Annotated in this window: 14 protein-coding genes and 2 pseudogenes; 7 read left to right on the top strand and 9 right to left on the bottom strand. The window is 59.2% G+C overall.

Annotation, left to right across the window (positions count from 1 at the left end; genetic code table 11):
- Positions 1–120: 120 nt before the first annotated feature.
- Entirely contained in the window at positions 121–2,058 is a 1,938-nt protein-coding gene (gene iolC / locus PSH81_RS11075) for a 5-dehydro-2-deoxygluconokinase (RefSeq protein ID WP_226457186.1), read from the bottom strand.
- A 284-nt stretch (positions 2,059–2,342) separates the two neighbouring features.
- Here iolC and PSH81_RS11070 point away from each other — a divergent pair, with 284 nt between their 5' ends.
- Complete coding sequence (locus tag PSH81_RS11070; RefSeq protein WP_192299745.1) at positions 2,343–3,239, top strand: MurR/RpiR family transcriptional regulator; 897 nt, start codon at positions 2,343–2,345, stop codon at positions 3,237–3,239.
- Between the two features lie 65 nt (positions 3,240–3,304).
- Here PSH81_RS11070 and PSH81_RS11065 read toward each other — a convergent pair whose 3' ends face one another.
- Positions 3,305–4,219 (bottom strand): hypothetical protein, encoded by a 915-nt coding sequence (locus PSH81_RS11065; RefSeq protein WP_305392525.1) that lies wholly within the window; start codon positions 4,217–4,219, stop codon positions 3,305–3,307.
- Between the two features lie 91 nt (positions 4,220–4,310).
- On the opposite strand from PSH81_RS11065, the pseudogene PSH81_RS11060 reads away from it, so the two are divergent.
- Together PSH81_RS11060 and PSH81_RS11055 are read left to right on the top strand one after the other, a co-directional pair.
- A pseudogene (locus PSH81_RS11060) lies at positions 4,311–4,610 on the top strand (hypothetical protein); the annotation flags it as partial.
- Positions 4,611–5,107: 497 nt separating this feature from the next.
- Complete coding sequence (locus PSH81_RS11055; RefSeq protein ID WP_305392524.1) at positions 5,108–6,004, top strand: hypothetical protein; 897 nt, start codon at positions 5,108–5,110, stop codon at positions 6,002–6,004.
- 330 nt (positions 6,005–6,334) lie between these two features.
- Here PSH81_RS11055 and PSH81_RS11050 read toward each other — a convergent pair.
- The 3 genes and pseudogenes from PSH81_RS11050 to PSH81_RS11040 form a co-directional block, all read right to left on the bottom strand.
- Positions 6,335–6,433, bottom strand: a pseudogene (locus PSH81_RS11050) (MurR/RpiR family transcriptional regulator); the annotation flags it as partial.
- An 84-nt stretch (positions 6,434–6,517) separates the two neighbouring features.
- Positions 6,518–7,417 carry a hypothetical protein gene (locus PSH81_RS11045; protein ID WP_305392523.1) on the bottom strand — a complete coding sequence of 300 codons (900 nt, stop codon included), beginning with the start codon at positions 7,415–7,417 and terminating at the stop codon, positions 6,518–6,520.
- A 282-nt stretch (positions 7,418–7,699) separates the two neighbouring features.
- Positions 7,700–9,151, bottom strand: coding sequence for a PLP-dependent aminotransferase family protein (locus PSH81_RS11040; RefSeq protein WP_305392522.1), 1,452 nt, complete (start codon positions 9,149–9,151; stop codon positions 7,700–7,702).
- Between the two features lie 92 nt (positions 9,152–9,243).
- Here PSH81_RS11040 and PSH81_RS11035 point away from each other — a divergent pair, with 92 nt between their 5' ends.
- Positions 9,244–10,467, top strand: a complete 1,224-nt coding sequence (locus tag PSH81_RS11035; RefSeq protein WP_305392521.1) for a multidrug effflux MFS transporter — start codon at positions 9,244–9,246, stop codon at positions 10,465–10,467.
- Between the two features lie 99 nt (positions 10,468–10,566).
- Here PSH81_RS11035 and PSH81_RS11030 read toward each other — a convergent pair whose 3' ends face one another.
- The gene (locus tag PSH81_RS11030) at positions 10,567–11,451 is read right to left on the bottom strand and encodes a hypothetical protein (RefSeq protein WP_226457180.1); all 885 of its coding nucleotides are present in this window, start codon (positions 11,449–11,451) and stop codon (positions 10,567–10,569) included.
- A gap of 412 nt (positions 11,452–11,863) precedes the next feature.
- Here PSH81_RS11030 and PSH81_RS11025 point away from each other — a divergent pair, with 412 nt between their 5' ends.
- Together PSH81_RS11025 and PSH81_RS11020 are read left to right on the top strand one after the other, a co-directional pair.
- Positions 11,864–12,547: a response regulator transcription factor gene (locus tag PSH81_RS11025; protein ID WP_010564812.1), complete on the top strand. Its 684-nt coding sequence runs from the start codon at positions 11,864–11,866 to the stop codon at positions 12,545–12,547.
- Entirely contained in the window at positions 12,525–13,916 is a 1,392-nt protein-coding gene (locus tag PSH81_RS11020; RefSeq protein ID WP_226457179.1) for a HAMP domain-containing sensor histidine kinase, read from the top strand. Before PSH81_RS11025 ends, PSH81_RS11020 begins: the two co-directional genes overlap by 23 nt.
- Before the next feature lie 75 nt (positions 13,917–13,991).
- Here the strand turns inward: PSH81_RS11020 and PSH81_RS11015 are convergent, their stop codons facing one another.
- Entirely contained in the window at positions 13,992–14,402 is a 411-nt protein-coding gene (locus PSH81_RS11015; RefSeq protein ID WP_305392520.1) for an SRPBCC family protein, read from the bottom strand.
- A 365-nt stretch (positions 14,403–14,767) separates the two neighbouring features.
- Between PSH81_RS11015 and PSH81_RS11010 the strand changes: the two genes are divergently transcribed.
- Positions 14,768–16,024: a hypothetical protein gene (locus PSH81_RS11010; protein ID WP_226457177.1), complete on the top strand. Its 1,257-nt coding sequence runs from the start codon at positions 14,768–14,770 to the stop codon at positions 16,022–16,024.
- A 432-nt stretch (positions 16,025–16,456) separates the two neighbouring features.
- On the opposite strand, the gene PSH81_RS11005 is transcribed toward PSH81_RS11010, so the two are convergent.
- Both PSH81_RS11005 and PSH81_RS11000 read right to left on the bottom strand, forming a co-directional pair.
- Positions 16,457–17,560, bottom strand: a complete 1,104-nt coding sequence (locus tag PSH81_RS11005) for an acetoin dehydrogenase dihydrolipoyllysine-residue acetyltransferase subunit (RefSeq protein WP_305392519.1) — start codon at positions 17,558–17,560, stop codon at positions 16,457–16,459.
- Positions 17,557–18,576, bottom strand: a complete 1,020-nt coding sequence (locus PSH81_RS11000) for an alpha-ketoacid dehydrogenase subunit beta (RefSeq protein ID WP_226457175.1) — start codon at positions 18,574–18,576, stop codon at positions 17,557–17,559. The genes PSH81_RS11005 and PSH81_RS11000 overlap by 4 nt, the downstream gene beginning before the upstream one ends.
- Positions 18,577–18,578: the final 2 nt, after the last annotated feature.

Below are 18,578 nucleotides of genomic sequence, written 5' to 3'. Positions count from 1 at the left end.
ATGTGGGAGCGGGCTTGCTCGCGAATGCGGTGTGCCAGATAAAGATGCTGTGACTGATACACCGCTTTGGCGAGCAAGCCCGCTCCCACATTTGATTGCATTCCACATTTGGAACTGGGTTCAGGTTCGGGCACTGCGCCAGGCGTTAATGAGCTGTTCGAACGTCGCCTGGACGCGCTGAATCAATGTCTCATCATCAATATCCCCGGCCAGCCACGCACGGCTCGGCTCCTGGAAGATCGTGCGGCCCACGGCGAAACCACGGCAGGTGCTGCTCTGGCTGGCCTGCCGGAAGCCATCGGCGAGGCATTCGGCCGACGCATTCAGCCCCAGCAACACCACCCCACGGCAATACGGGTCGCGTTCCTGGATCAGTTCGTCGAGCTGTTTCCAGTCCTCGGCCGATTGCGCCTCGATCTTCCACCACGCCGGGTAGATGCCCAGGTTGTACAAGCGCTTGAGGCTGCGATACAGCACGTCCGGGTAAGTGGACGGGTGATCCTTGGGCGGGATGACTTCCAGCAACAACTCATGGCCGCTGACCACGGACGCGTCATACACCGCCTTGAGTTGCGCTTCCTGCTCCAGGCGCAGCAGCGGTTCGTCGTCCGGGTGGTATTGCACCAGGCACTTGATGATTTGTTCCTGGGGCCAGGCGATCAGGTTGCTGCCGAGCGAACGGCCGTGTTCCAGCGCCAGGGGCCGCGAGTTCTGCACCTCCACCGGACGCGCGATCCACCAGCCGCGACCGCTGGCGGCGTTGAGCGCATCCTGGCCGAAACGTTGGTCTGCCAACAGGCCCACATCGGCGTCGACGCCCTGCTCGGCGAGCTTGCGCTCCACGCGTTCGATGGCCTGGATAAACAGTTGCTTGATCGCACTGATGCGCGTGGTGTCCTGGCCGCCGCGTTGCGCCAGGTCGACCAATTGCCAGCGGTGATCGAAAGCAAAGATGAACAACTGCTTCCAGGCCTTGCGCGGCACCGTGACGCGGTGCAGGCGTTGCAGGGTTTCGTCCTGGTCGGGACGGGTAATCGGCACCGGGCTGTTGAACAGGTATTCGAGTTCGGCCGGAGTCGGCATGGCCGGGGCGCAGGCGTGGCGCGACACCACAAGGCCGCCGCAGGCGTTGGCCAACTGGCTGCAACGTTCGTCGCTGGCGTCATTGATCCAGCCGCTGAGAAAGCCCGACATAAACGCATCGCCGGCGCCGAGGACATTGAGCACTTCAACGCGCACGCCGGGGTAGATCGCACCGTCTTCCAGGTGCGCAGGGATCGCCCCGTGGATCACCGTGCAGCCCTGCGGGCCAAGCTTGACCACCAGGGTCGCCGGGGTCAGTTCACGCACTCGGCGCAGCGCAGTGAGCAAATCTTCACTGCCGCCGGCGATCAGGAATTCTTCTTCAGTGCCGACGATCAGGTCGAACCGCGGCAGGATTTTCTGCACATGGGCGCTGACATTCTGGTCGGCAACAAACCGCGTCTCGCCATCGGCCTTGCCCGCCAGGCCCCACAGCACCGGGCGGTAGTCGATGTCGAGCACACGCTTGACGTTGTGCTTGGCCGCGTAATCCAGGGCCTGGATGCTGGCCTTGTACACACTGTCGGTGGAGAAATGCGTGCCGGTGATCAGCAAGGCTTTGCTGGAGGCGATAAAGGCTTCGTTGATGTCTTCGGCGCGCAGGGCCATGTCGGCGCAGTTTTCGCGGTAGAACACCAGGGGGAAGGTCTCGCGATCCTTGAGCCCGAGCAACACCAGCGCGGTGAGACGTTCCGGGTCGACCTTGATGCCGCTGACATCGCAACCTTCACGGGCCAGGGACTCCACGAGGAAGCGACCCATATGGTCGTCCCCGACCCGGCTCAACATCGCTGACTTGAGCCCAAGCCGTGCGGTGCCGAACGCAATATTGGCGGAGGAACCGCCGAGGTATTTGGCAAAGCTGGACACGTCCTCAAGCCGCGCACCTACTTGCTGCGCATAGAGGTCGACGCCCAGGCGCCCGAGGCAAATCAGATCCAATTGACGCCCACTGGCAAAACGAGTCTGGCCCATGCTGGCTCCTGTTATTTTTATCAGCCTGCGTTGTGCCGCCGTGGCGACGGCAAACGCTCTTGGTGGGTGCAGACTAGAACGTCCGCTGGCAGCAATCAATATTTATTCTAGAATTATTTTTAGTGGAATATTTTTTCCAATACGTCAGCATAGGGGCACGCCAGCCACCGTGCATCGTTTCAGCAGGCCACGCAGGCCGTGATGCCGGGGTATTTTTTTGCGCCTACCCTGTAGACTTGCGCCACCCATCAGCGCAACAGACGAACAAGACAGAAGGATTGCCCATGCCCGAGACCCCTTCACAAGACGCTCTCGCCAGCCCTCCGATCAATGCCGAGCGCCTGTTGCAGCTGATCACCGACGAATACGAAAGCCTGCCGCGCCAGCTCAAGCGCATCGCCAGCTACATGAGCCAGCAGAGCGACCGCATCATGGTCGACCGCATCAGCGACATCGCCCGCGAGTGCGAAGTGCACCCTTCAGCCATCGTGCGGTTTTCCCAGCGTTTTGGCTTCAGCGGGTTCAGTGAGATGCAGGCGCTGTTTCGCGAGGCCTATACCCACAAGACCACGCCGGTGCAGAACTACCAGCAGCGCATCCGCAGCATGATCGCCAACAAGTCGCAGAAAGCCAGTGGCGGCGACCTGGCGCGCGAGTGCGTCAACGCGACCTTGTCCGGCATCGAGCGCCTGGGCCTGGAACTGGACGACGCGGCCTTCGAAAAAGCCGTGGACCTGGTGGTGAATGCCGACAACATCTACGTGGTCGGCGTGCGCCGCTCGTTCGCGGTGGCCGACTACCTGGTCTACAACCTGCAGCACACCAACAAGCGCATCCACTTGATCTCGGGCCTGGGCGGCAGCTACCGCGAGCAGATGCGCAGCGTGCGCGCCAATGACCTGGTGATCGCCATCAGCTTCACGCCCTACGGCAAAGAGACCCAGCACTGCCTGCGTATCGCCCAGCACCATCAGGCCAAGACGTTGATCATCACCGACAGCAACCTGTCGCCTCTGGCCAAGCGGGCGAACGCGGTGCTGCTGGTGAATGAGGGGTCGTCATTTGCCTTCCGCTCATTGAGCGCGACGTTGTGTTTGTGCCAGGCGTTGTTTATTGCGGTGGCGTATCGCTTGGAGTTGAAGGTGGATGAGATTCATGAGCAGGTTGGGTTCGACGATTGACCCTGGCGATACTGCAGCCTGACTGCAAGAAGATATTGCACCTCCCCGCAGTCAGCGCAAGAACGTCATTTGGGATCATAGATATCGAATTGCGTCTTCATGGAAAAGCGAGTGCCGTCAGACAGCTCGAATGATGCGTCGAAACTACCCGCTGACCTATCGTTTTCTGGGCGCGAGGTAAAGCTCAGGACCCCAGATATACTTCGGGCGAAGAGTCGGTCTGCAATACGATGAATCTCGATCCGCGCCCCGCCGGGTTGCGCAAGATCAAATGTATCGCCTAGTGCATCCGTGGAGAGGAACACACCGACAAGGGTGTTATAAACCGGTAGGTCCTGATCAAATTGCCTGGCCTTTGTCCAACTGTAGGGAGGAAGGGGAATATCTGGGTCTCCCTCCAGCCGGGATATTTGCACCTCATCCGACCTGAAACTCAGGCTCGGAAAGGGCCCGCCTGAAAAGTTGCCATGCATCTGGCCCACACCTAGAACGGATGGATCGCCGAAGGGAAGACTCACGACCGACCTTGTCAAACCGGCGAGATCCAAGGTGCCGTTCTCACTCGCGATCACCTCATGATTCCACCGCCCTTTTACGCCAGTGAAACTGCCCCTCAGACGATTATTGTTGTCCAGGGCTACCGTGACGGTGCCTTCATAGAACGTATAGATCTTCAGCTCACCCAGATAAGTGGCCGAGTAATCACCTTTCACCGACGTCGAGTCTGAAAAATCATATACCCGACTCCCTCCTCCGGGAGTCAAGTCTGAGAATTCAAAGAAGAACGTGTGGGCACTAAACAGCCCTGCTGGAAACACTTGACGGCTTAGCACGGTGAACGAATTACCCGATTGCCATAAAAAATTTTGCCCGGTGGTCGAATCGAAACGGTGACTGCCCGGAGGGACTTGAAGATTTTCAACCTGAGCTTTGACAAAGCCCGAAGTTTCAAGTGATTGAGCAACGCTGGACTGGTTCATGGGATTAATCTCACTGTTCCGGAGCATTGGAGTTTCATCTCCAACCTATCAACAAGGTCCGTGCGTGCCTACTGTCAACTCTGACAGGTATGATGAGGTGTATTTCCGCGATACCGCCCATGGCTTCCTGGCCTGGGCCGTTGCCACGTTGGTGGCCGCAACGCTGATCGTCGGTTCTGTCAGCAGTGTCGTTGGCGGCAGCGTGCAGGCCGGCCAGGCGGACGCCGAGACGCGCATCGACAAGGTGTATGGCGATGCCTGTAAAGCCGTTGAGGATGCCAAGCTCAAAGCCAAGCAGGCCGAGGATACTGCTGCGAAGGTGGCTGCCTATGCCTCGCTGTGGACCTTCATTACCCTGCTGATCGGCGCGTTCATGGGCTGCATCGCTGCCTTTGGGTGCGGAGGGGGCCACGCAGCCTTGGAGTTATCACCAGTGATTCAAACGGCCATTCCCAAGTGCACGAAATCCAACGTACAACGGTTTGTTAGTTCAATGGGTAGTAAAAAATCTTCTTCTCATACCTTTCATAGTTAGCAGTATTCAGAGGTTTCCGCAGTCCCTATAGTCGAGCAGAAGTTGCGGATTTAAGTCTCTCATAAGCGAAGTGTTGATATGACACAGGCAGCCGCGAGTGAAACAAAGGGTTCAGCGCCTGAAAGGGTTGATGTCGGCGGCGGCGCTCGGCGTGATCATACGGTTCTACCCAAAAAAACCGGGCTGAATGATACGCGAACTTGCATGCAGGGTGGCTTATAACTGGCGCTCGAGATAACCGATAGGTTTATACCTGTCAATGTTGACAGTGTCTTTTGGTTTTCTTTGTGGGGTATCGTTGATCTGACGTGTGGACGACACATCATTGTTTAACCTGATAGAGGACGTATGAGATGACGCAGTCAACGAACCAAAAGGGAGGACAGACAATAGGTCTAGTCACCGCGGACGTTCACAGCCCCAATAGTATTCCGCCTTATTTCAAGTTTAAATCGGGTGCGGAAGTGAGCATGTATCGTGACAATGGAAATATAAACATATTTGTTATTGAGCGCTTTTCAAGCGGTCACTTGGAGTCCCATAGTATTTACATTGAGGTTCCCGATATGCTGCCCGGCGGACAGGCCACTTATGACCTTTCAAACTCCACCGACGTCAGGGCGCGTTACGCTGCTAATCGGGGTGGGGTGTATAAAACATTTAGGTTCGAAGAGGGCACGTTGAGCGTTGCACTTGATCCAAGCGACACTTTAAACGGTAATTTTCAGGGTGTGGCTCGTTGGAATGAGGAACACGCTGTTTTTACCTTTGGCCAGATAAGTCTAAAGGGTTTTATCACGCCTGATTCAGCGTTCGGTTATCAAGGCGCCGCTCTTCTTGGTACAGGCACTATGCACGGCAGCGTGGGAGGTGGCCCCTTCCCTCATCCCACCTTTACGGCCACTGACGTTGAACTGAAGTACTGGCCGGAAACTTCTTTGCCTGAAAACAAGGCGCGGTGGACCATAACCGGGCAATGGAAAAATGCCTCCTTTCCCCACGCAGTGAATTCTATCGCTATTAAACTCGACGCTGATCAAACTGGCAGTTCGTTTGATTTATCTCCCAATGACAAGGTATATGTTTCTTACCTTAACTGGAGCAATTCATACTATGGCCAAAGTTCCAGTGGAATGCTCAATTTTGTCACGCGCCCCGAAACCGGCACAGCGGAAGGCACGGTTGACTGCACATTAAGCGGGGCTGGCTATCCGGATTTTTCGGTAAAATTCACGTTTAAAATTTCATAAGGCCAGTTTGATACTTTTACCGATCACCCCGAGTTATCCTTCATGGCAGTAAGTCTGCAATGGGGTGGGCTCCTCGGTCCTATAATAGTTGATGATCATGGCCGTTTTTCAATGGGGCTGCGTCGGATTGTTGTGCGCTAGCAATTGCGGGGGACGCGGCCGTTTGACTTTTCGGAACCTGCTCAGATGGTTGGTCATTACTACGTTAAGCGCGATGTTTAAGGATGGCCCAGGTTGGGGTCAGGTTTCAATGCGACCCAGGTATACCGGATTTATGAGCCTGGCTTTCCTACGAAAATTCAAAGCCAGACGTTTATTGATTGAGGACGATCAATTCTCGAATCCCACCTGCTCGTGAATCTCATCCACCTTCAATTCCAAGCGGTACGCCACCGCCATAAACAACGCCTGGCACAAACACAACGTCGCATGAACAAGTTGGGTTTGATGATTAATTCAACGGGAGACGACCTCCCGGCATCCTTAAGCACCGCTGCCATAAAAACCAAATGACTACCGGACTAAGAATTCTGCAATCACTTGATAATCAGTGGCGGCATTCCCACGCATGCGGCAATCGAAGGAACCTCGAGCTTCCCCCGTTCCAGGGAGAGCACTGAATCTCAAAACACCCGTGTACGCCGAACCAATAAGGGGCTGGCTGTGAATGGTATAACTGACACTCGCTTTGTCATCACTGGATAAATCGTATTCGGGATCGTCCTGACCCTCAACGAGTGTGATAACGATGACGCGCGTGACAGCGGGTTGCCCGGCAACCCAAAACCCGCGAACTAGCCAGTAGGCCGGCTGAGAACCCCACTGGGGCACGTAAATCCGCTCCACATCAGTGGCTATAAAATCAGAGACACTATCCGGGCCTCCATCGATAAAACCCGCTATGTACCCTTCTCTGACGACTGATCCAGACGGAGTCATTCTACTCGACGGCACTGCTTCAAAACCTTTCAGATCCAAGTCGCCAGCTGTGATCGTTACCTCATTGCCCAATCCTGAGTAGGCCTTGCCGGAAAACGTCGCCGTCAAATGATCACCGCTACTGGCAAGCGAAACCGTCATCGTTCCGGAGGCGAACGTGTGGGGTTTACTGGATTGATGGTTATTGACTGTGTAGGTGGAAAAAATCTCAGACGGGTTTGAAAAATCAAACGTTACATTAGTTTCCCCGGGATTTAAGTCGCGAAACCTAAACGTCAAAAAATGACCCGTCATACCAATATGCGAAAGGCTTTGCCGAACACTTATATAAATTCTTCCATCACGCCTCCACATCCGTGTATTAGTACCATCATCTTTAAACTTATAGGTGGGAGGCAAAATTTCAATATTGTGTATATCCGCCTCTGCCGTTCCGATGGTTTGATTATTCGTCACACTCGCTGAATGAGTCATCTGCGCCTCCGTTACCGCCAGTAAGTTACCTTTGTGTAGGGGACATCACCCTACGGCTCATGCTAGTAGCCCCCCGTAAAACGTGTCTACTGTGAAACCTGACAGGTATTACAGCGGCACATCAGGTGTACGCTGCTGGAATGAAAAATTGCGCAGCTGATCGAGAATCCGTGCGCGAACCCAGTAGATCACCGGTACCGGGATCAAGCTCAGCGATGCGCCATGGCGTAGGGCCAGGGCCTGATAGGTATGACAATTTGAATGTCGTTAACATCCCGCCAATCACGGCGCGCAAGCTGGTCCAAGTGAATCTTGACCCCCTCTTAACAGTTGAGCTAACGCATCGCCGTGAAAACGGATCTGCGCCAGCGTCAACGCGGTGTAGCCGATGATCACCGCTGGTGGCAATGCCGCTTCATGACAGAACTTGCCCAGCGGTTGCAGTGTTAAACCCGCCTCGGCGGCACGTGTGCAAAACACGCCCTCCTGCACACCCGTGGGCAACCACAACACAAAGTGCAACCCTGCCTGCTGGCCGCTGACCGTACAATGCTCCACCAGGCACGCGAGCAGCGCATCGCGCCGCGCCTGATACGCCTGGCGTGAAGCACGCAAATGCCGCACAAAGGCGCCGCTGCGCAGAAACTCCACCAACCCTAACTGATCCGTGGCCCCCACCGAATGCCCGGTGAGTTGCAACGTGCGCAGCAGCGAGCGGCGCAGTCGCTTGGGCACCACCATGAAGCCGACCCGCAACCCAGGGAACAGGTTCTTGTTGAAGCTGCCGCAGTAGATCACCCGGTCGCCACTGTCCAGGGACTTGAGTGCCGCCAGCGGCGCGGCGTTGTAGTTGTATTCGCTGTCGTAGTCATCTTCGACCACCCAGGCATCGGCGCGGGCGGCCCAGTCCAGCAGGGCCAGGCGCCGCGAGACTGACAGGGTCATGCCCAGCGGCGCCTGATGGGCAGGCGTGACGTAGGCCAGGCGTGCCGTATCAGGGAGTTGGTCGGTGTCGAGACCGTCGTTGGTAACGGGAATGCCGTGGACATACGCGCCCGCCAGACCGAACAAGCGTCGCGCCGGCGGATAACCGGGGTCTTCCACACACGCGGTGTCACCCGGTTTGAGCACGGTGCGGGCAATCAGGTCGAGGGCATGGCGAATACCGCTGGTGACAACCACTTCATCCGCCTCGCACTGCATGCCGCGATAGCTGCGCAGGTAGGCGGCGATCTGTGCGCGCAATTCAGGCAGGCCAGCGGGATGGGCCGCTTCGAGCACGCCCGGGCCCGCCGTCAGCACGCCACGGGAAATGCAGCGGGCCCAGGCCTTCAAGTCAAACAGGCTGGCATCCGGGCGCCGGGCAACGAAGGGCACATGGCTTTGCACGCCGGCGTCCGGTTGATCGGGCACCGCCTCGCGGCGCGGCGCGGCACTCGTCACGGGGGCTGCAATAAATTGCTCCGGGATCACCGCACACACCCGCGTGCCAGAGCCGGCCAGCCGCTGCACATAGCCTTCGCTGTGCAGCCGATCAAATGCCGCTTCCAATGTGCCACGGGACACCAGCCAACGCTGCGCCAGGCTGCGGGTGGACGGCAAGCGGCTGCCGGCCGGCAACTGCCGATTGAGGATCGCCGCGCGCAGGGCGTCGTAGGCGCCCTGCTGTTTCCCGGTGTCCAGGCTGTCGGGGCGCGGCAGGTCCAGGGCAGGTGCAGCTTTTCCGCGGCTCATAGTGGTCCAGTCAGTTCAGCCGTAAGTGGCTCTCAGGATTAAACCACAATGCCGCTAGAGTTTTAGTCCTCCCCCTTGCGAAGAAACCTCCCATGACCCAACGCGCCCTTTCCACCAGCTTCTGGCTGGTGCTGCTGACGGTACTGATCGCCCTGCCGCGCATAACTCTGGACATGCACCTGCCTGCCCTGCCGGCCATGGCCGACTACTTCCACAGCAGCGACAGCCAACTGCAACTGACCTTGACCCTGTACACCCTCGGTTCGGCGATTTCCCTGCTGGTGGCCGGCCCGCTCACCGACCACTTCGGCCGCCGCCCGGTGCTGCTGGCGGGGCTGCTGCTGTATGTCGTCGCGACCGTGGCCTGTGCCCTGGCCGACAGCCTCACGGTGCTGATCATCGCCCGGCTGTTCCAGGCCCTCGGCGGTTGCTGCACCACGGTGATCGGCCGCGTGATCGTGCGTGACTACTTCGACCGCCACGAGCAGGCGCGTTTACTGGGGTTGATCTCCATGGCCATGGCCGTCTCGCCGATGGCCGCCCCGGTGCTGGGCAGCCTGATGCTGCCCTTCATCGATTGGCGCGGCTTGTTTGTGCTGCTGGCCGTGATTGGCGCCGTGCTGTGCCTGGTGGTGTATCGCCGCCTGCCCGAGACCCGTCCGCCAGCCGTCGCCGCCGCGCCGCCGAGCAATCTGTTGCGCATTTACAGCCAACTCCTGCGCGACCGATATTTCCTGCGCTATTCCCTGGCCATCGGCTGCGTGTACAGCACATATTTCCCGTTCATTGCAGAGTCATCGGCGTTGTTGCAGCGGGGCTACGGCCTGTCTGCCACGGCCTATGCCCTGGTGTTTGCGGCGACCATCAGCGGCTACATGCTCGGCGCGAACCTGTTTCGCCGGCTGGTGCTACGGTTCGAACCAGACCGGTTGATCGCAGGCGCCATCGCGTTGAATGTGCTGGGCAGCATGATGCTCGCGGCGGCGACCACCGTGTTGCCGGGCGAATGGCTGGCGATCGTGTCGCCGATGGTGGTGATAATGGTGTCGGTGGGGATGGTGATTCCAGCCTGTCAGCTGGCGGTGTTGCAGCCTTACGGCGCGATTGCCGGGACGGCGTCGGGATTGTTCTTTTTTACCCAGATGTTGTTGACGGCGGTGAGCAGTTGGGCGACGGGGATGTTGTCCGATGGTACATCCAAGCCCTTGGTGATCATGACCGCTTTGGCGAGTGCACTACTGGTGGTCAGTTGGCTGACCCTGCGCAAAACCCAATGTGGGAGCGGGCAAGCCCGCTCCCACATTTTGAGCGAGTAAGGCTCAGGATTAGTGCATGAAAATCGCAATCAGGATGATGACCGGGATAGGCACCCCGAGGAACCACAGCAGTAATGAGCGCATGATGTTCTCCTTGAATTAACGGACAAAGTGTTCGGTTTCGACGTACACCACGGCATCGCGACGGCGACCGCCGTAGGTGGCAGCGAAGCTGGCAAAGAACGCGCCGATCAGCAGGGCAATGAAGGTCCACAGCGACGTGTAGGCAGCGACTTTGGCGGCAGTATCAGCGGCCTGCTTGGCTTTGAGCTTGGCGTCCTCGACGGCTTTACGGGCATCGCCATACACCTTGTCGATACGCGCCTCGGCGTCCGCCTGGCTGAGGTTGGTGCGCTGGCTGATCAACTGGGCCAGGTAGGCACGGTCTTCGGCGGCGAGCTGGCCGTCGTTGCTCAGGGTGCGGGCGAAGATGCGCGCTACCACGCCGTGGGCCGCGTCATCGCTGACGGCAACCGGGCGGTTGTCGCGGAACAGGCTGTCGACGTAATAGCCGAAGTCGTCGCCCTTCACCGCCGTACCGACCGCCTGGGTCATGCCCGAGGCCACGCTGGCACCGGCTTTCACGCCACCGCCGACCACACTGCTGACGGAGCCGACGATCAAGGTTGCCGCCACCAGCGTGGCGACGGCCCAGGACAGGAAGCCATGGGCGGTATCGCGAAAGTACACCTCATCGCCATGCATATTGGCCCACTTCACCCGCAACCGGCCGGCGATGTAACCGCCCAGGCCCGACGCGACGATCTGGGTAAAGGCCAGCCAGATAATCGTGGAAATGCCCAGTCCCTTGGCACTGATACCGCTGTCGGCCCACGGCGATACCGCCGAAAAGCCCAGGCCGAAGCCCAGCAGTACGAGGATCAGGGACAAGGCCGCCGCAGCAGCGGCCCCGGCAAAGATCGCGCCCCAGGAAACCCCGGAGCGCGTGCTCGATTCTTGCAACGTGGATGAGGATGTGATCATTGTTGTTTTGCTCCCGGCAGGAAAAATGGTGTTACATGTCTCGGGAGGAACAGTGCAGGCGCCATGCCAGCCGCCTGAAAATCAAATACCTAATATATTCAACAAGTTAAATAACTTGAACTTCCTAGGACCATGCAACTTGCAAGAACAGCCTCCTCCGGGCAGGCGTTATGCAACCTCCAGCCGAACTCGGTCAGTGTGGGAGCGGGCTTGCTCGCGAATGCGGTCTTTCGGAAACAAGTGTGTTGGCTGGCAGACCGCTTTCGCGAGCAAGCCAGCTCCCACATTGACCAGCGCCAGCCAGTAAAAAACCTGTTGGTTGCGCCAACATGAAGTTTAATTTAGGAAGCGTTCAGGCATTTCTTGGCAAAATGTCCGCACTTCTAGTGTGAATCGCTCACCAGGTAATCCTATGACCCGCATTTTGACCATCGAGGATGACGCCGTAACAGCCCGCGAGATCGTTGCCGAGCTGAGTAGCCATGGACTGGACGTAGATTGGGTAGATAACGGCCGCGAAGGCCTGGTCCGCGCCGTGAGCGGCGATTACGACCTGATCACCCTCGACCGTATGCTCCCGGAGCTCGATGGCCTGGCCATCGTCACCACCCTGCGCACCATCGGGGTGTCGACGCCGATCCTGATGATCAGCGCCCTCTCCGACGTCGACGAGCGTGTGCGCGGCTTGCGCGCCGGCGGTGATGACTACCTGACCAAACCTTTCGCCTCCGATGAAATGGCCGCCCGCGTCGAGGTGCTGCTGCGACGCAAGAGCACGGTCAAGGAATTCGAAACCGCACTGCGCGTGGCCGACCTGGAACTGAACCTGATCAGCCGCGAAGCCAGCCGCGCCGACCAGCCGTTGAGCCTGCTGCCCACCGAATACAAGTTGCTCGAATTCCTGATGCGCAATACCGGGCAGATCCTCTCGCGGATGATGATTTTCGAGGAAGTCTGGGGCTATCACTTCGACCCCGGCACCAACCTGATCGACGTGCACATCGGCCGTCTGCGCAAGAAAATCGATCCACCGGGCCTCACGCCGCTGATCCGCACGGTACGAGGTTCCGGTTATGTCATTGCTGAACCCCTCTAAGGGCTGGCGCTCGTCCAGCAGCCGCTTGCTGGCGCTGTACAGCTCGCTGTTCGTGGCCTGGAGTTGCATCCTCATGGGGGTGCTGTATTACGAAGTGTCCGGTTACCTGAGCGACTTGTCGCGCCACTCGCTGATGCAACGCCAGCACCTGTTCCAGCGCTTCGACGGTGAGGAACTGGTGGAAGCGCTGACCACCAGCATGACCTTCGACATGAAGGGCGTGGACGCCTACGGCCTGTTCGACGAGCAATTCAACCCGCTCAGCGGCCCGATACGCGCCGTGCCGCCCGACCTGCCGCTGGACGGCAAGATCCACACCCTGGCCAACTGCGTCGACTCCAACGACCCCAAGTTGCCCAAGGACAGCTGCGACGCCGTCGCCACCCACACCGACGACGGCCGCTGGCTGGTGCTGGTGCGCGCCAATGGTTCGCTGTTTGGCGTGACCCGGATCATCTGGCATGCGCTGCTATGGGCGCTGTCGTTGACCATCATCCCCGGTGCCGCTGGCTGGCACCTGCTGCGCCGCCGCCCGTTGCGGCGCATTCGCGGCATTCAGGCCAGCGCCGAGGCCATCGTCGCCGGCGACCTGACCCACCGCCTGCCGCTGTCGAATCGGCGTGACGAACTGGACATGCTTGCCGCCATTGTCAACGCCATGCTCGATCGCATCGAAAAGCTGATGAACGAGGTCAAGGGCGTGTGCGACAACATCGCCCACGACCTGCGCACCCCGCTGACCCGCCTGCGTGCGCAGCTTTATCGCATCCGCCAAGAGGCCGAACAGGACTCCAACTACGCGGTAAAACTGGACGATGCGATCACGGAAACCGACACCCTGATGGCGCGCTTTCGCGGCTTGCTGCGCATCTCGGAGCTGGAAGACCACCAGCGCCGCTCGGGCTTCCTGGTGATGGACCCGCTGCCGCTGCTGCGCGAACTGCATGACTTCTACCTGCCGCTGGCCGAAGAAGGCGAGCTGCAACTGGTGCTCGATACGCCGGAGTCGCTGCCGTGGATCACCGGCGACCGTGCCCTGTTGTTCGAGGCCCTGGCCAACCTGCTGAGCAACTCGATCAAGTTCTCCCCGCCAGGCGGCGAAGTGATCTTGCGTGCGCTGAACGACGCCGGCAGCACCCGCATCGAAGTGCACGACTCCGGGCCCGGCATCCCGATTGCCGAACGCAACGCGGTGTTCCAGCGCTTCTATCGCGTGGATGAAAATGACCAGCAAGGCGGGTTTGGCTTGGGCTTGTCGATTGTCGCGGCGATCATCAACTTGCACGGGTTCAAGTTGGAAGTGGGCAGCAGTGAAAGCGGCGGTGCGCGGTTGGTGCTGGAGTGCCGGCAGCAGCTCATGCCCGAGTAACCCAGGCACCACAAAACCATGTGGGAGCGGGCTTGCCCGCTCCCACATTGGACTTGCAGCGCCAGCTAGATCAGGTCAGAAGTTCGCCCGCAGCGCCTCAACCCCACCCTTGTAGACACCGGCAAACAGCTCTTCCACCGCGGCATCCGTCACACCGTCCACCGGCGTGAACACACCCGACCAGGTGACTTTGGCCGACGCGTCAGTCAAGGCTTCAACCTGCAACGTCGCCAGGTAAGCACTGACCGGGAACGGCGATTGTTCGATGGTGTAGCTGTAGGTACGCCCGACGTTATCAAACGTCTGCATACGCTCCACGATCACGCCACCGTCGGCGGTCGTCAGGTGACGCAGACGCCCGCCTTCACTCGGCTCACTCTTGACGATCAACGGCAACCAGTCCGGCAGGCTGTTGAAGCCGCCGACCAATTGCCAGACCTGATCGGCCGATACAGGGATTTCAATCACAGAAGACGCTGTTGCCACGATAAATACTCCAGAAAATGGAAAACAATTCAGATCGCCATGCTGACGCCCCCACCGCCGTCGCCCCGCAACGCGGCACCGGTTGTCGCAAAAAAAGCCGTGAAGCAATGTACGCCACACGATCGGCGACTTCACCCACATTCGTCGCCCGCAGGATTGCAGGGCTGGCTCGCGGGTTTTCGAAGCGAACCTGTGGCGGTGGGTGGAGAGGTTCCGCCAGGCACTCACCGAGCCTTGTGGCAACTCGTCCTGTACCTGTCAGAAGTGACAGTTGTGCCGCCTTCGATCCGGGCGTTTACTGGCGTCGAAGGGACTGCGGGGTTTCCCCTCAGTAGATGATTCTTTCAGCCAGGGAAGGACGGATTATGCAACGCTCGTTCAGACAACGGATTCTACCGATGGTGTTGAGTGTTGGCGTAGTGATGTGCGGACACGGAGTGATCGCCAATGCAGCGACCTACGTCAGTTCAGGTCATGCCGCCGGAGTGCAATGCGAGACGGTTGGAGTCAACGACAGTGGGCAGATCGTGGGTGGCTGCAGTTCGACCACGCCCAGTGCCAACACCGGACCATGGTACTCGACAACACTGGGAGGCCCCCAGCAACAACTGGCACCATTGGCCACAGGAAAACCCTGCCAAGTATCCGCTATCGCTAACAATGGTTCGATAGTGGGCACCTGCGCGAGCAACGCCGGTATCTTCTACGCCGTTTTTTGGAACGCGGCTACGCCAGCCGCGCCCCCAATAGCTATGAACCCGCTGCCAGGAACCTTGCTGTTCCCGCTGTTGCGCCCGGCTGACAAACAAACGATGCCCACCGCACAAAATCAGAACGGCGTGGTTGTGGCGCGAAGCCTGAGCGCAAACGGAGCCCCAACGGTGGTGACCTACACCGCTGGCAGCGCAACACCAGAACGGGTGTCAGGCTGGGGCGACAATTGCGCGGGAGTTGATTTGACCGACACCTTATTCGATGGTCGCCCGCTTATTCTGTTGAATTGCCCAGGACCAGACGGGCCGCCCGTTATCAAGGTTGCTAAGTGGAGCGGTGGAGGATACAGCCTTCTTGTACCGGCATTACCGGCAGGAGCCACTTACTGCTTTGCCGTAGACATGAATAATCAGGGCCAATTCGTCGGTACCTGCGTGTTTCCGGGAACGGCCTCGAACACAGGGCAAACCGCATTCTGGAACACGCCAAGCAGCCCCCCTTCGCTCCTGACGATGCCGTTGAATGCACTGAACAACGCCGTGGCAATCAATGATCTTGGGCATGTATTGGCGTATGGCAAGGACCCGACTGGATTCGAGAAGCCTCTTTACTGGCCAGACCCTACGAACTCCTTCACCGTCCAGTCCATCCAACCGCTGCAAGGTAACAATCTGATCAGTGCCGCGGGTTTTGCCAACAACAACACCGTAGCCTTGAACTGCGTGAACGCCAGCCAATACGAGACCGGGTGCTTTTGGACTCCCTCGGGAGGAACCGTTGCTATACCGCCGGTGACGCCTGGGCTGACCAGCTATTTGAATAGCATTTCACCTTCGGGCACCTATGTAGTGGGATACGCGACCGATGCCGCGCTCAATTTCGATTCGGTAGGAGCTACGTTGCCATGAAGAGATTTATTCGCAGACGCAATTTGCGTGAGCTGTGCCTTGCAGCATCAATCTGCTTTGGAGGAGTAGCGTTATCGGTGCAGGGTGTGCCGCTTCACCCGGGATATTTCTGCGAATCGGCGTTCGAGAGAGATAACAGTCCTTTGCAAAGTGCGTTCAGATACATAGACCCCACCCCCTATCTGGACTGGTGCATAGCCGCAACCAATCCCTGTATGATTGCAGCCGCCTACGTCCAAGCAGCAAGACGAATCGAGGTTCATCTCACGCTGCCATCGTCCTGTATGCCATAAGGCTGACCAAGTGTCCTGATGCGCCCTCCACAATGTGGCATCTCAGCGCACCATCCCAGTGAACCCCTAAGGCGCCAAGGTTAAAACACGGTCAAAAACTGTGGGAGCTGGCTTGCCTGCTCCCACATTTAGAGTGTTGTCAGGCTTGGGATTTGAGGAAGGTCGCCATAAGCTGGTTCACCTGTTCAGCCGCCTCCAACTGCACCATATGCCCCTGCCCCGGCAGCACTTCCACCTGCGCCTCCAGCCCCTGTGCATGGCGCACCGGGATGATTGCATCATCACTGCCCCAGATCACCAGGCTCGATTGGCGACCGACCACATGGCGCAGGTCCAGCCGTTGCTGTCCCCCTTCAAACAGCGCCCCATTGAGCTGGCGCAACGCCTGATCCACCCCTTCCAAACGCTTGAACTTGAGCATGTCCTCCAGCATCTGCCGCGTCACCAGTGCGGGATCGCTGAACAGTTGAGTCAGTTGCGGCTTGAGGGCATTGCGATTGTTCGCCTCGGCAAAGCCTTGCAGATACTCACCATTGATGTCCGTGCCCAACCCAGCGCTGGCGATCAGCGCCAGCGAGGCAATGCGTGCGGGCGCGCGGTCGGCAACCGTCAGCGACACCAACCCGCCCATGGAATGCCCGGCCAGGTGCACGCGGTCCAACCGCAGATGATCGAGCAGGTCGAGCACGGCCTGGCTCAACTCCTCGGCGTCCCCTGTGTGCAACTGCTTGCCCGACTCTCCGTGCCCCGGTAAGTCCAGGGCGATCACCCGGCGCTCGGCGGCCAACGCCGGTTGGTTGAACAGCCAGTTGTTCAGGTCGCCGCCAAAACCGTGCACCAGCACCAGCGGCGTGCCGCCCTCGCCCAGGTCGAGATAACGCAGCAGGCGCCCGCCGATCTCGACCTTCTGCGCACTCGGCCCCGACGCTTCGGCCTCGGCCGCATTGGACACAAACCCGGCATTGAAGCTGTCGATCACCGCGTCGATCTCCGCTTCGCTGGCGTCACCGTCCACCACAATCCCCAGCAACGCGCCCACCGGCAAGGTCTCGTCGCTCAGCGCCAGGACCCGGCGCAACACGCCACTGAACGGCGCCTCGACGCTGCTGGAAATCTTGTCGGTCTCCACATCGAGCACTTCCTCGCCCTTCTCTACCCGGTCGCCGGGTTGCTTGAGCCAGACGTCGATACGCCCCTCGGTCATCGACAGCCCCCACTTGGGCATGGTCAAGGTATGGATCATGCGGCATTCCTCTTGTCGGCGATCTTCAGCACGGCGGCTTCGATCTTCGCGGCGTTGGGGATGTACAGGTCTTCCAGCGCATCGGAGAACGGCACCGGCGTGTGCGGCGCGGTGACCATTTCAATCGGCGCACGCAGGCAAGAAAACGCGCGCTGCGCCACCAACGCGCTGATATCGGTAGCGATGGAACAGCGTGGGTTGGACTCATCGATCACCACCAGTCGCCCGGTTTTTTCCACGCTTTCGAGGATGCTGTCTTCGTCCAACGGGCTGGTGGTGCGCAGGTCCAGCACTTCGCAGTCGATGCCCTGGCGCGCCAGGTTGGTCGCGGCTTCCAGGGCGACATGCAGCATGCGCCCGTAGGTCACCAGGGTGACATCCTTGCCTTCGCGTACAAAGTTGGCTTCGCCGAAGGGCACGGTGTAGAGCTCTTCCGGGACTTCACCTTGCAGGCTGTAGAGCATCTTGTGCTCAAGGAAGATCACCGGGTCGTTGTCGCGGATTGCCTGGATCAACATGCCCTTGGCGTCATACGGCGTGGCCGGGCACACCACCTTCAGGCCAGGGATGTGCGTCCACATCGAGGTGAGCATCTGCGAATGCTGGGCCGCCGCGCGCAGGCCGGCGCCGTACATGGCGCGGATCACCAGCGGCGTGGTGGTCTTGCCGCCGAACATGTAGCGGAATTTGGCCGCCTGGTTGAGCAGTTGGTCGAGGCAGCAACCGATAAAGTCAACGAACATCAATTCGCACACCGGACGCATGCCTCGGGTGGCGGCGCCGACCGCCATGCCAACGTAGCCGACCTCGGACAGCGGCGCGTCCAGCACGCGCTCGGGAAATTCCGGGTACAGGCCCTTGGTCACGCCGAGCACACCGCCCCAGGCGTCTTGTTCGCCGGGCGATCCGGTGCCACCGGAAACGTCCTGGCCGATGATGAACACGCTCTTGTCACGGCGCATTTCCTGGGCCAGGGCTTCGTTGATTGCCTGCTGATAGCTGATTTTGCGAGCCATAA

Origin of the sequence: Pseudomonas sp. FP2335, assembly GCF_030687535.1 — a bacterium.
Classification (GTDB): Bacteria; Pseudomonadota; Gammaproteobacteria; order Pseudomonadales; family Pseudomonadaceae; genus Aquipseudomonas.
This window is presented reverse-complemented; position numbering and strand designations above follow the sequence as displayed.

What these genes read in the sequence shown, in the direction of transcription:
- PSH81_RS11065 (WP_305392525.1), bottom strand. Translation starts at nt 4,219, where the DNA reads ATGAACCAGTCCAGCGTTGCTCAATCACTTGAAACTTCGGGCTTTGTC.
- PSH81_RS11045 (WP_305392523.1), bottom strand. Translation starts at nt 7,417, where the DNA reads ATGACTCATTCAGCGAGTGTGACGAATAATCAAACCATCGGAACGGCA.
- PSH81_RS11025 (WP_010564812.1), top strand. Translation starts at nt 11,864, where the DNA reads ATGACCCGCATTTTGACCATCGAGGATGACGCCGTAACAGCCCGCGAG.
- PSH81_RS11055 (WP_305392524.1), top strand. Translation starts at nt 5,108, where the DNA reads ATGACGCAGTCAACGAACCAAAAGGGAGGACAGACAATAGGTCTAGTC.
- PSH81_RS11000 (WP_226457175.1), bottom strand. Translation starts at nt 18,576, where the DNA reads ATGGCTCGCAAAATCAGCTATCAGCAGGCAATCAACGAAGCCCTGGCC.
- iolC (WP_226457186.1), bottom strand. Translation starts at nt 2,058, where the DNA reads ATGGGCCAGACTCGTTTTGCCAGTGGGCGTCAATTGGATCTGATTTGC.
- PSH81_RS11035 (WP_305392521.1), top strand. Translation starts at nt 9,244, where the DNA reads ATGACCCAACGCGCCCTTTCCACCAGCTTCTGGCTGGTGCTGCTGACG.
- PSH81_RS11040 (WP_305392522.1), bottom strand. Translation starts at nt 9,151, where the DNA reads ATGAGCCGCGGAAAAGCTGCACCTGCCCTGGACCTGCCGCGCCCCGAC.
- PSH81_RS11030 (WP_226457180.1), bottom strand. Translation starts at nt 11,451, where the DNA reads ATGATCACATCCTCATCCACGTTGCAAGAATCGAGCACGCGCTCCGGG.
- PSH81_RS11070 (WP_192299745.1), top strand. Translation starts at nt 2,343, where the DNA reads ATGCCCGAGACCCCTTCACAAGACGCTCTCGCCAGCCCTCCGATCAAT.
- PSH81_RS11010 (WP_226457177.1), top strand. Translation starts at nt 14,768, where the DNA reads ATGCAACGCTCGTTCAGACAACGGATTCTACCGATGGTGTTGAGTGTT.
- PSH81_RS11020 (WP_226457179.1), top strand. Translation starts at nt 12,525, where the DNA reads ATGTCATTGCTGAACCCCTCTAAGGGCTGGCGCTCGTCCAGCAGCCGC.
- PSH81_RS11005 (WP_305392519.1), bottom strand. Translation starts at nt 17,560, where the DNA reads ATGATCCATACCTTGACCATGCCCAAGTGGGGGCTGTCGATGACCGAG.